Genomic DNA, 12,125 nt, shown 5'->3' with positions numbered 1-12,125 from the left:
TTCCTGCGGGGTTTCCGGAGCCGAACCGGCAGCCGTCTCACGGTGGGCCCCCGGTGGGCCCGCCGCCCGCCGCGCCGCAGGGGCCGCCACCCCCTGCCCACAGTCACCGACACCCCGCACCCGGCTGGAGCGGGCCCCTGCCGGGGGGCCGCGACACCTCGGGGCACATTCAGCTGCCGCCCGGTGGACCGGTTGCCATACCCGCGCCGTCGCCGCCCGCCGACAGCGGCACCGGCGCGACCACCCTCGCCGTCCTCCTGATCGGCCCGGCGGGCGCGGGCAAGACCACCGTGGCCCGGCACTGGGCCGCCAGCCGCCGCGTACCCACCGCGCACATCAGCCTTGACGACGTACGCGAATGGGTCTGCTCCGGCTTCGCCGACCCCCAGTCCGGCTGGAACGACCACTCCGAGGCCCAGTACCGCCTCGCCCGCCGCACCTGCGGCTTCGCCGCGCGGAACTTTCTGGCCAACGGCATCTCCTGCATCCTCGACGACGCCGTCTTCCCGGACCGGCCGGTCGTGGGGCTCGGCGGCTGGAAACGCCATGTCGGCCCCGGGCTCCTCCCCGTCGTCCTGCTCCCCGGCCTGGAGGTCGTGCTGGAGCGCAACGCCGAGCGCAGCGGCAACCGCCGCCTCGCGGACGAGGAAGTCGCCACCATCCACGGCCGGATGGCCGGCTGGTACGGATCGGGGCTCCCCATCATCGACAACTCGCAGTACGACGTGGAGACCACGGCACGGGTGCTCGACGACGTCCTGGCCCGGTCCATCGCCTCCCCACCCGCCTGGTAGCCCCCCAGACCCCCGGTCGGACGCGCTGGCCGGGCCGCCCGGCCCCACCGCTCGTACGCTCGTGGCATGTCAGAGGTGTATGGCGTCCGACGCGGCCGGCTGCGCGACCGGTGCGCGGCCACCGGCAGCGCCGGGGCGCTGGTATCCCGCCCCGCCAATGTCCGCTACCTCGCGGGAGCCGCCCCGCCAGGAGCCGTACTCCTGCTGGGCCCGGACGAGGACGTACTGCTCTGCCCTCGCGCGCCCACCGGCGACGGCACCGACGGCCGTCTTGACGAACAGCTGCGGCTGACCGTCCTGTCGGCCTCGGCAGGCGATCCGGCCGTCGCCGCCGCCGAGCTGGCGCGGACGTCGGGGACGGAGTCCCTCGCCATCGAGGAGCATGACCTGACCGTCGCCCGCCACCGGGCGGTCGGCTCCGTGGCGCCCCGGCTGCGCCTCGCCGACCTCGGTCTCGCCGTCGAGCAGCAGCGCCTCGTCAAGGACGAGGAGGAGATCGCCTGCCTGCGGATCGCCGCGGAGATCGCCGACCAGGCCCTGGGCGAACTGCTGGAATCGATCCTGGTGGGCCGCACCGAGCGGCATCTCGCGCTGGAACTCGAGCGCAGACTCATCGACCACGGCGCCGACGGCCCCGCCTTCCCCACCTCCGTCGCCACCGGCCTCAATTCCGGCCGCGGCGGCCACCGGCCCTCCGACCGCCGCGTCGAGGAAGGCGATTTCCTCTCCGTCTGCGTCGGCGCGAACTACCGCGGCTACCGCAGCGAGATCGGCCGTACGTTTGTGATCGGGACGACCCCCGCGGACTGGCAGATCGCGCTGTACGACCTTGTCTTCGCCGCTCAGCGGGCCGGCCGGGAGGCCCTCGCGCCGGGCGCCGCCTACCGGGATGTGGACCACGCGGCCCGCCAGATCCTGGACGCCGCCGGCCACGGTGAGGGCCTCTCGCCGATGACGGGGCACGGCGTCGGGCTCGAAATTGACGAGGACCCGCAGCTGACCCCCGCCGCCATGGGTAAACTGGACGCTTGTGTGCCGGTCACCGTCGAACCGGGAGTCCACCTTCCGGGCCGGGGCGGTGTCCGGATCGATGACACGCTCGTCGTGCGCCAGGAGGCGGACGGCGGACCCGAGCTACTCACCATCACGACCAAGGAACTGCTCGCGCTCTAGCTCAGCTGTGCGCGCACCCGTGGTCCCACCAGCTTCAGTCCAGGAGATTCCGCAACCGTGGCTTCCACGAACGACCTCAAGAACGGCATGGTGCTCAAGCTCGACAGTGGCCAGCTCTGGTCCGTCGTCGAGTTCCAGCATGTCAAGCCCGGCAAGGGCCCTGCCTTCGTGCGCACCAAGCTCAAGAACGTCCTCTCCGGCAAGGTTGTCGACAAGACGTTCAACGCCGGCGTGAAGGTCGAGACGGCCACCGTCGACCGCCGCGACATGCAGTTCTCGTACATGGACGGCGAGTACTTCGTCTTCATGGACATGCAGACGTACGACCAGCTGATGGTCGACCGCAAGGCAGTGGGCGACGCCGCCAACTACCTGATCGAGGGCTTCACGGCCAGCGTCGCCACACACGAGGGCGAGGTGCTCTACGTCGAGCTGCCCGCCGCCGTCGAGCTGGTGATCGAGCACACCGAACCCGGCGTCCAGGGCGACCGCTCCACCGGCGGCACCAAGCCGGCCAGGCTGGAGACGGGCTTCGAGATCGGCGTCCCGCTCTTCATCACCACCGGTGAGAAGATCAAGGTCGACACTCGCACCGGCGATTACCTCGGCCGGGTGAACAGCTAACCGTGGCTGCCCGGAACAAGGCCCGTAAGCGGGCCTTCCAGATCCTCTTCGAGGCCGACCAGCGCGGCGCGTCCGTGCAGACCGTCCTCGCGGACTGGGTGCGGCACTCGCGGACCGACGACCGGCAGCCGCCGGTCGGCGAGTACACGATGGAGCTGGTCGAGGGGTACGCGCAGTACGCGGACCGCATCGACGACCTCATCTCCACCTACTCGGTCGGCTGGACGCTCGACCGGATGCCGGTCGTCGACCGGAACATCATCCGGCTCGGGGCGTACGAGCTGGTGTGGGTGGACGAGACCCCGGACGCGGTGGTGATAGACGAGGCGGTGCAACTCGCCAAGGAATTCTCCACCGACGAGTCCCCGTCGTTCGTGAACGGCCTGCTGGGCCGCTTCAAGGACCTCAAGCCGAACCTGCGCCGCGACTAGCGCACGGCCGGACAATCGCGAACTGACCCGCGAACACAAATGGAGGGCGAATCCGTACAAGACGGGTTCGCCCTCCGGTGTGACGTTTCTCCTAAAGCAACAGCATTCCCGAGGTGGGGTCAGCTGTCCTCGTGGCTGACCGCGCGCCGCGCGTCCGAGTCCAGCACTCCCCAGCTGATCAGCTGCTCGGTCAGGACCGACGGCGACTGGTCGTAGATAACGGCAAGCGTGCGCAGATCGTCCTGCCGGATCGACAGCACCTTGCCGTTGTAATCGCCTCGCTGGGACTGGATCGTGGCGGCATACCGCTGGAGCGGGCCCGCCTTCTCCTGCGGCACATGCGCCAGCCGCTCCAGGTCGAGGACGAGCTTCGGCGGCGGCTCGGCGGCCCCGCCGGGCGTGGTTCCCGGGAGCAGTTCCTGCACCGGGACGCCGTAGAAATCCGCCAGCTCGGCCAAACGCTGCACGGTCACGGCGCGGTCGCCGCGCTCGTACGAACCGACGACCACGGCCTTCCAGCGGCCCTGCGACTTCTCCTCCACGCCGTGGAGGGACAGCCCCTGCTGGGTGCGGATGGCGCGGAGCTTGGCCCCGAGCTGCTTTGCGTATTCGCTGGACATATGGCTCCCCGGATCCTGTGACAACTTTGCGGCTCCGCCGCGCGGCTGGTAACTCACTGTGAGGTTACGCAGCGTGACTTGGCTGCGTCAAGCCGAATGGTCCACACCGGTCCGTCGACCGGGGCGGAAAACCGGGGCGGCCTGAGGCCGGCACAGCCCTGGTACCGTGGGTGGCGCAATTCCGACGTCCTTTAAGATCCGTCCCGTGAGGCGGAGAAGGAGGTCCGTTTCCTTATGGACACGATGGACCCGAACGACAGCAACAGCAGCTCCGATGCGGCGCGCCCCGTTCTTGAGGCTCCCGACATCGCGCGGGTACTGACCCGCATCGCCCACGAGATCGTCGAACGCGCCAAGGGCGCCGACGACGTGGTGCTTCTCGGCATCCCGACCCGCGGAGTCTTCCTCGCCCGCCGGCTGGCCGACAAGCTCGCGGACATCACCGGCCGCACGATCCCGGTCGGCTCCCTCGACATCACCATGTACCGCGACGACCTGCGGATGCGGCCCGCCCGAGCGCTGGCCCGCACCGACATCCCCGCCGACGGCGTCGACGGCCGGCTGGTCGTCCTGGTGGACGACGTGCTCTTCTCCGGCCGCACCATCCGCGCCGCGCTCGACGCGCTGGGCGACATCGGCCGGCCCCGCGCCGTACAGCTCGCGGTCCTGGTCGACCGCGGCCACCGGGAACTCCCCATCCGCGCCGATTACGTCGGCAAGAACCTCCCCACGTCGCTGCGGGAGACGGTCAAGGTCCAGCTCGCCGAGGAGGACGGTCGCGACACCGTCCTGCTCGGGGTGCGCGAGACCGCCCCGGCCGCCGAGCGGTAGCACCCGCCGTACGGTCACGGTCCCCAGCCGCGCCCGGTCACCCCGTACGGACGTACCGCCCGCGCGCCCGCATGCCTCAACACCTCCACGCAACGGAGCACACCCCAGATGAAGCGCCACCTCATCTCGGCCGCCGACCTCACCCGCGACGACGCCGTACTGATCCTCGACACCGCCGAGGAGATGGCCCGGGTCGCCGACCGGCCGATCAAGAAGCTGCCGACGCTGCGCGGCCGTACCGTCGTCAATCTCTTCTTCGAGGACTCGACCCGGACCCGGATCTCCTTCGAGGCCGCCGCCAAGCGGCTGTCCGCCGACGTCATCAACTTCTCCGCCAAGGGCTCGTCCGTCTCCAAGGGCGAGTCGCTCAAGGACACCGCGCTGACGCTGGAGGCGATGGGCGCGGACGCCGTCGTCATCCGGCACGGCTCCTCCGGAGCCCCCTACCGGCTCGCCAACTCCGGCTGGATCGAGGGAGCCGTGGTCAACGCCGGCGACGGCACCCATGAGCACCCCACCCAGGCCCTGCTGGACGCCTTCACCATGCGGCGGCGGCTGGTCGGCCGGGACGCGGGCATGGGGCGCGACCTCGCGGGCCGCCGGATCACAATCGTCGGCGATGTGCTGCACAGCCGCGTCGCCCGCTCCAACGTTCTGCTGCTGCACACTCTCGGCGCCGAGGTCACCCTCGTAGCGCCGCCCACGCTCGTGCCGATCGGCGTGGGGAGCTGGCCGTGCGAGGTGTCGTACAGCCTGGACGACGTACTGCCGAAGTCCGACGCGGTGATGATGCTGCGCGTGCAGCGCGAGCGGATGAACGCCGCCTTCTTCCCCACCGAGCGCGAGTACTCGCGCCGCTACGGCCTCGACGGCGACCGCATGGCGCGGATGCCCCAGCACGCCATAGTGATGCACCCCGGGCCGATGAACCGCGGCATGGAGATCACCGCGCAGGTCGCCGACTCCGACCGCTGCACGGCCGTCGAGCAGGTCGCCAACGGCGTCTCGATCCGGATGGCCGTCCTGTACCTGCTGCTGGGCGGCAACGAGCCCGCCGTCAGCCCGAACCACGCCAGCCAGGCCACCCCCGCGCGCACCGAGGAGAACACATCATCATGAGCAAGATCCTGATCCGCGGGGCGAAGGTACTGGGCGGCGAGCCGCAGGACGTCCTGATCATCGGCGAGACCATCGCCGAGGTCGGCAGCCGGATCGAGGCGGGCGACGCCACCGTCGTCGAGGCCGCCGGGCAGGTCCTGCTCCCCGGCCTGGTCGATCTGCACACCCATCTGCGCGAACCCGGCCGTGAGGACTCCGAGACCGTCCTGACCGGCACCCGGGCCGCCGCCGTCGGCGGCTTCACCGCCGTACACGCCATGGCCAACACCTTCCCCGTCGCCGACACCGCGGGCGTCGTGGAACAGGTGTGGCGGCTCGGCAGGCAGTCCGGCTACTGCGACGTACAGCCCGTGGGTGCCGTCACCGTCGGCCTGGAGGGCAAGAAGCTCGCCGAGCTGGGCGCCATGCGCGACTCCGCCGCGGGCGTGCGCGTCTTCTCCGACGACGGCAAGTGCGTGGACGACGCGGTGATCATGCGCCGCGCGCTGGAGTACGTGAAGGCCTTCGACGGCGTCATCGCCCAGCACGCCCAGGAGCCCCGCCTCACCGAAGGCGCGCAGATGAACGAGGGCATCGTCTCCGCCGAGCTGGGCCTCGGCGGCTGGCCCGCCGTCGCCGAGGAGTCGATCATCGCCCGCGATGTCCTGCTCGCCGCCCACGTCGACTCCCGCGTGCACATCTGCCACCTCTCCACCGCCGGCTCGGTCGAGATCGTCCGCTGGGCGAAGTCCAAGGGGTGGAACGTCACCGCCGAGGTCACCCCGCACCATCTCCTCCTCACCGACGAGCTCGTACGGTCGTACAACCCCGTCTACAAGGTGAACCCGCCGCTGCGCACCGAGGCCGACGTGATGGCCCTGCGCGAGGCCCTCGCCGACGGCACCATCGACTGCGTCGCCACCGACCACGCCCCGCACCCGCACGAGGACAAGGACTGCGAGTGGGCCGCCGCCGCCATGGGCATGGTCGGCCTGGAGACCGCGCTCTCCGTCGTCCAGCAGACGATGGTCGACACCGGACTGATCGACTGGGCGGGCGTCGCCGACCGGATGTCCTTCCGGCCCGCGCGGATCGGCCGCCTGGAGGGGCACGGCCGCCCCGTCTCGGCAGGTGAGCCCGCGAACCTCACGCTGGTGGATCCGGCATACCGTGGAGCCGTGGACCCCGCGGGCTTCGCCTCCCGCAGCCGCAACACCCCCTACGAGGGCCGTGAGCTGCCGGGGCGCGTCACCCACACCTTCCTGCGGGGCCGGGCAACGGTCGTGGACGGGAAACTGGCGTGACAAATCTGATCCGAATGGCCGCCGAGCAGAAGTCGGCCGAAGTCACCGACTGGGCCGCGCGCCTTGGCTGGGTCACGGCCCTCCTGCTCTTCATCGCCTTCGTCTACTGGCTGATGCGCCAGGGATGGAAGTGGCGCGGCAGCCTCCAGTCCGACCTGCCCGAACTGCCCACCGCGCCCGAGACGCCGGGCGAGGCGAAACATGAGCTGACCGGCCGCTACCACGGCTCCACCACCGCCGGACAGTGGCTCGACCGGATCGTGGCCCACGGCCTGGGCGTACGCAGCCGGGTCGAGCTCACCCTCACGGACGCGGGCCTCGACGTCGTACGCCCCGGAGCACAGGACTTCTTCGTCCCGGCGGACGCGCTGCGCGAAGCCCGGCTCGACAAGGGCATCGCGGGCAAGGTCCTCGCCGAGGGCGGACTGCTCGTCGTCACCTGGGCGCACGGCGACCGGCTGATCGACTCCGGGTTCCGCTCCGACCACGCGGCCGAGCACGCCGCCTGGGTCGAGGCCATCAACTCCATGAACGACAACACCACGACCGACACGACGGAAGGCGCCGCACGATGACGATCTCCACCCGGGGAGCCGCCAAAGCTCCCGCCGTACTCGTCCTTGAGGACGGCCGCACCTTCCGCGGCCGCGCCTACGGGGCCGTGGGGGAGACCTTCGGCGAGGCGGTGTTCAACACCGGTATGACCGGTTACCAGGAGACGCTGACCGACCCCTCGTACCACCGCCAGGTGGTTGTGATGACCGCCCCGCACGTCGGCAACACCGGCGTCAACGACGAGGACGCCGAATCCCGGCGGATCTGGGTCGCCGGCTATGTCGTACGCGACCCCGCGCGCGTGCCCTCCAACTGGCGCTCCCGGCGCTCCCTGGACGACGAACTCATCGCCCAGGGCATCGTCTCCATCAGCGGCATCGACACCCGCGCGCTCACCCGCCACCTGCGCGAGCGCGGCGCGATGCGTGTCGGCATCTTCTCCGGCGAGGCCCTGGCCGACGACGCGGCGCTGCTCGCCCGGGTGCGTCAAGCCCCCGGGATGGTGGGCGCCAGCCTCTCCGCCGAGGTCGCCACCACCGAGGCGTACGTCGTCCCGGCCATCGGCGAGAAGAAGTTCACCGTCGCCGCCCTCGACCTGGGCATCAAGGGCATGACCCCGCACCGCATGGCTGAGCGCGGCATCGAGGTGCACGTACTGCCCGCGACCGCGACGGTCGAGGACGTCTACGCGATCAACCCCGACGGCTTCTTCCTCTCCAACGGCCCCGGCGACCCGTCCACCGTCGACCTGACCGTCATCAAGGCCGTCCTGGACCGCAAGACGCCGCTCTTCGGCATCTGCTTCGGCAACCAGATCCTGGGCCGGGCGCTCGGCTTCTCCACGTACAAACTGAAGTACGGCCACCGCGGCATCAACCAGCCCGTGCAGGACCGTTCCACCGGCAAGGTCGAGGTCACCGCGCACAACCACGGCTTCGCCGTCGACGCCCCGCTCGACACGGTCTCCGACACCCCGTACGGGCGCGCCGAGGTCTCCCACGTCTGCCTCAATGACAACGTGGTGGAGGGCCTGCGGCTGCTCGACCGGCCCGCCTTCAGCGTCCAGTACCACCCCGAGGCGGCAGCGGGCCCCCACGATGCCGCGTACCTCTTCGACCGGTTTGTCGAGCTCATGCGAGACAACAATCAGCCCAGCGTTTCCCTGATGGAGGGCCAGCGTGCCTAAGCGCTCCGATATCCAGTCCGTCCTGGTCATCGGCTCCGGCCCGATCGTCATCGGCCAGGCCGCCGAGTTCGACTACTCCGGCACCCAGGCCTGCCGCGTACTCAAGGCCGAGGGCCTGCGCGTCATCCTGGTCAACTCCAACCCGGCCACGATCATGACCGACCCGGAGATCGCCGACGCCACCTACGTCGAGCCGATCACCCCGGAGTTCGTCGAGAAGATCATCGCCAAGGAGCGCCCCGACGCGCTGCTGCCGACCCTCGGCGGGCAGACCGCGCTCAACACCGCCATCTCCATGCACGAGCAGGGCGTGCTGGAGAAGTACGGCGTCGAGCTCATCGGCGCGAACGTCGAGGCGATCAACAAGGGCGAGGACCGCGAGCTGTTCAAGGGCGTGGTCGAGGCCGTCCGCGCCAAGATCGGCCACGGCGAGTCCGCCCGCTCCGTCATCTGCCACACCATGGACGACATCCTGGCCGGCGTCGACACGCTCGGCGGCTACCCCGTCGTCGTCCGCCCCTCCTTCACCATGGGCGGCGCGGGCTCCGGCTTCGCGCACAACGAGGACGAGCTGCGCCGTATCGCCGGACAGGGCCTGACGCTCTCCCCGACCACCGAAGTGCTCCTGGAGGAGTCCATCCTCGGCTGGAAGGAGTACGAGCTGGAGCTGATGCGCGACAAGAACGACAACGTCGTGGTCGTCTGCTCCATCGAGAACTTCGACCCGATGGGCGTGCACACCGGCGACTCGATCACCGTCGCCCCGGCGATGACGCTGACCGACCGCGAGTACCAGCGGCTGCGCGACATCGGCATCGCGATCATCCGCGAGGTCGGCGTGGACACCGGCGGCTGCAACATCCAGTTCGCCATCGACCCCGTCGACGGCCGGATCATCGTCATCGAGATGAACCCTCGCGTGTCCAGGTCCTCGGCGCTCGCCTCCAAGGCCACCGGCTTCCCGATCGCCAAGATCGCCGCCCGGCTCGCCGTCGGCTACACGCTGGACGAGATCCCCAATGACATCACCAAGAGGACCCCGGCCTCCTTCGAGCCGGCGCTCGACTACGTCGTCGTCAAGGTGCCGCGGTTCGCCTTCGAGAAGTTCCCCTCCGCCGACGCCACCCTCACCACCACCATGAAGTCGGTGGGCGAGGCCATGGCGATCGGCCGTAACTTCACCGAGGCGCTCAACAAAGCGCTGCGCTCCCTGGAAAAGAAGGGCTCGCAGTTCGCCTTCACCGGAGAGCCCGGCGACAAGGCGGAGCTCCTGGAGACCGCCAAGGTCCCCACTGACGGCCGGATCAACACCGTCATGCAGGCCATCCGCGCCGGCGCCACGCAGGAGGAGATCTTCGACGCCACGAAGATCGACCCCTGGTTCGTCGACCAGCTGTTCCTGATCAAGGAGTACGCGGACGAGCTCGCCGCCGCCGAACGGCTCGACCCCGAGCTGCTCGCCGAAGCCAAGCGCCACGGCTTCTCCGACGCCCAGATCGGCGAGATCCGCGGCCTGCGCGAGGACGTCGTACGCGAGGTCCGGCACGCGCTCGGCATCCGCCCGGTCTACAAGACGGTCGACACCTGCGCCGCCGAGTTCGCCGCGAACACCCCGTACTTCTACTCCTCGTACGAAGAGGAGAGCGAGGTCGCGCCGCGCACCAGGCCCGCCGTGATCATCCTCGGCTCAGGCCCGAACCGCATCGGCCAGGGCATCGAGTTCGACTACTCCTGCGTGCACGCCTCCTTCGCGCTGAGCGACGCGGGCTACGAGACCGTGATGGTCAACTGCAACCCCGAGACCGTCTCCACCGACTACGACACCTCCGACCGGCTCTACTTCGAGCCGCTCACCCTGGAGGACGTCCTGGAGATCGTCCACGCCGAGACGCAGGCCGGACCGGTCGCGGGCGTCATCGTCCAGCTCGGCGGCCAGACCCCGCTGGGCCTGGCCCAGGCGCTCAAGGACAACGGCGTCCCGGTCGTCGGCACCCCGCCCGAGGCGATCCACGCCGCCGAGGACCGCGGCGCCTTCGGCCGCGTCCTCGCCGAGGCCGGTCTCCCCGCGCCCAAGCACGGCACCGCGACCACCTTCGCCGGGGCCAAGGCGATCGCCGACGAGATCGGCTACCCCGTCCTCGTACGCCCGTCGTACGTACTCGGCGGGCGCGGCATGGAGATCGTGTACGACGAGACCCGCCTGGAGTCGTACATCGCCGAGTCCACCGAGATCAGCCCCACCCGGCCGGTCCTGGTCGACCGTTTCCTCGACGACGCGATAGAGATCGACGTCGACGCGCTCTACGACGGCGCCGAGCTCTACCTCGGCGGTGTGATGGAGCACATCGAGGAGGCGGGCATCCACTCCGGCGACTCGGCGTGCGCACTGCCGCCGATCACGCTGGGCGGCTACGACATCAAGCGGCTGCGGACCTCCACGGAGGCCATCGCGCGCGGTGTCGGCGTGCGCGGACTGATCAACATCCAGTTCGCGCTGGCCGGGGACATCCTGTACGTCCTGGAGGCCAACCCGCGCGCCTCGCGCACCGTTCCCTTCACCTCGAAGGCGACCGCGGTCCCGCTGGCGAAGGCCGCCGCCCGTATCTCGCTGGGCGCGACGATCGCCGGGCTGCGCGCCGAGGGCATGCTCCCGGCGACCGGCGACGGCGGCACGCTCCCGATGGACGCGCCGATCTCCGTCAAGGAGGCCGTCATGCCGTGGTCGCGGTTCCGCGACATCCACGGCCGCGGCGTCGACACCATCCTCGGCCCGGAGATGCGCTCCACCGGCGAGGTCATGGGCATCGACTCGGTGTTCGGCACGGCGTACGCCAAGTCACAGGCGGGCGCGTACGGTCCGCTGCCCACCAAGGGCCGCGCCTTCATCTCCGTCGCCAACCGCGACAAGCGCTCGATGATCTTCCCGGCGCGGGAGCTGGTGGCCCACGGCTTCGAGCTGCTCGCCACGTCCGGCACGGCCGAGGTGCTCAAGCGCAACGGCATCAGTGCCACCATCGTGCGCAAGCAGAGCGAGGGCGAGGGCCCGGGCGGCGAGAAGACCATCGTCCAGCTGATCCACGAGGGTGAGGTCGACCTGATCGTCAACACCCCGTACGGCACCGGCGGCCGGCTCGACGGCTACGACATCCGTACGGCGGCGGTGGCGCGCTCCGTGCCGTGCCTGACGACGGTGCAGGCGCTGGCGGCGGCGGTGCAGGGCATCGACGCGCTCAACCGCGGTGACGTGGGGGTGCGCTCGCTGCAGGAGCACGCGCGGCATCTGATCGCGTCCCGCGAGGACTAGGGCGTGTTTGAGAAGTAGCGCCGTCCGCCCGTAGGGCGGGCCCTGCGGCGTCTGGTGCGTGCAATCGCAAGGCGGTGGGGGCACCCCCAGGCGGAGCTCTGGGGGAGTACTTGGGCGACTCCGACAACATCGCGAGTGCGCGTGCCAGGCGTCGCGGGGCAGGCGGGACTTCTAAAACACGCCCTAGGGCCTTCGGGCCCTTGCT

General features: G+C 70.3%; 11 protein-coding genes. 10 read left to right on the top strand and 1 reads right to left on the bottom strand.

What is annotated here, in order from left to right; all coding sequences use genetic code 11:
* Nucleotides 1-53: 53 nt before the first annotated feature.
* From ACIHCQ_RS07125 to nusB, 4 genes are all read left to right on the top strand, one after another.
* On the top strand, nucleotides 54-794 hold the full coding sequence (locus tag ACIHCQ_RS07125) for an AAA family ATPase (RefSeq protein ID WP_399659159.1): 741 nt from the start codon (nucleotides 54-56) through the stop codon (nucleotides 792-794).
* Nucleotides 795-860: 66 nt separating this feature from the next.
* Entirely contained in the window at nucleotides 861-1,967 is a 1,107-nt protein-coding gene (locus tag ACIHCQ_RS07120; RefSeq protein ID WP_399658730.1) for an aminopeptidase P family protein, read from the top strand.
* Nucleotides 1,968-2,024: 57 nt separating this feature from the next.
* Nucleotides 2,025-2,591, top strand: a complete 567-nt coding sequence (gene efp, locus ACIHCQ_RS07115) for an elongation factor P (RefSeq protein ID WP_399658729.1) — start codon at nucleotides 2,025-2,027, stop codon at nucleotides 2,589-2,591.
* 2 nt (nucleotides 2,592-2,593) lie between these two features.
* Nucleotides 2,594-3,022, top strand: coding sequence for a transcription antitermination factor NusB (gene nusB / locus ACIHCQ_RS07110; RefSeq protein ID WP_399658728.1), 429 nt, complete (start codon nucleotides 2,594-2,596; stop codon nucleotides 3,020-3,022).
* Between the two features lie 119 nt (nucleotides 3,023-3,141).
* On the opposite strand, the gene bldD is transcribed toward nusB, so the two are convergent.
* Complete coding sequence (gene bldD / locus ACIHCQ_RS07105) at nucleotides 3,142-3,642, bottom strand: transcriptional regulator BldD (protein WP_399658727.1); 501 nt, start codon at nucleotides 3,640-3,642, stop codon at nucleotides 3,142-3,144.
* Between the two features lie 234 nt (nucleotides 3,643-3,876).
* On the opposite strand from bldD, the gene pyrR reads away from it, so the two are divergent.
* The 6 genes from pyrR (at nucleotide 3,877) to carB (ending at nucleotide 11,920) form a co-directional block, all read left to right on the top strand.
* A complete protein-coding gene (gene pyrR / locus ACIHCQ_RS07100) occupies nucleotides 3,877-4,473 on the top strand; it encodes a bifunctional pyr operon transcriptional regulator/uracil phosphoribosyltransferase PyrR (RefSeq protein ID WP_399658726.1) in 597 nt (198 codons plus the stop codon).
* Nucleotides 4,474-4,581: 108 nt separating this feature from the next.
* Complete coding sequence (locus tag ACIHCQ_RS07095) at nucleotides 4,582-5,592, top strand: aspartate carbamoyltransferase catalytic subunit (protein WP_399658725.1); 1,011 nt, start codon at nucleotides 4,582-4,584, stop codon at nucleotides 5,590-5,592.
* Nucleotides 5,589-6,875: a dihydroorotase gene (locus ACIHCQ_RS07090; RefSeq protein WP_399658724.1), complete on the top strand. Its 1,287-nt coding sequence runs from the start codon at nucleotides 5,589-5,591 to the stop codon at nucleotides 6,873-6,875. The genes ACIHCQ_RS07095 and ACIHCQ_RS07090 overlap by 4 nt, the downstream gene beginning before the upstream one ends.
* A gap of 14 nt (nucleotides 6,876-6,889) precedes the next feature.
* Nucleotides 6,890-7,450, top strand: a complete 561-nt coding sequence (locus tag ACIHCQ_RS07085; RefSeq protein WP_399659157.1) for a hypothetical protein — start codon at nucleotides 6,890-6,892, stop codon at nucleotides 7,448-7,450.
* A complete protein-coding gene (gene carA / locus ACIHCQ_RS07080) occupies nucleotides 7,447-8,616 on the top strand; it encodes a glutamine-hydrolyzing carbamoyl-phosphate synthase small subunit (RefSeq protein ID WP_399658722.1) in 1,170 nt (389 codons plus the stop codon). The genes ACIHCQ_RS07085 and carA overlap by 4 nt, the downstream gene beginning before the upstream one ends.
* Nucleotides 8,609-11,920 carry a carbamoyl-phosphate synthase large subunit gene (gene carB / locus ACIHCQ_RS07075; RefSeq protein WP_399658721.1) on the top strand — a complete coding sequence of 1,104 codons (3,312 nt, stop codon included), beginning with the start codon at nucleotides 8,609-8,611 and terminating at the stop codon, nucleotides 11,918-11,920. The genes carA and carB overlap by 8 nt, the downstream gene beginning before the upstream one ends.
* Nucleotides 11,921-12,125 lie beyond the last annotated feature (205 nt).

Source organism: Streptomyces sp. NPDC052236 (genome assembly GCF_044548015.1).
Taxonomy (GTDB): domain Bacteria; phylum Actinomycetota; class Actinomycetes; order Streptomycetales; family Streptomycetaceae; genus Streptomyces.
This window is presented reverse-complemented; position numbering and strand designations above follow the sequence as displayed.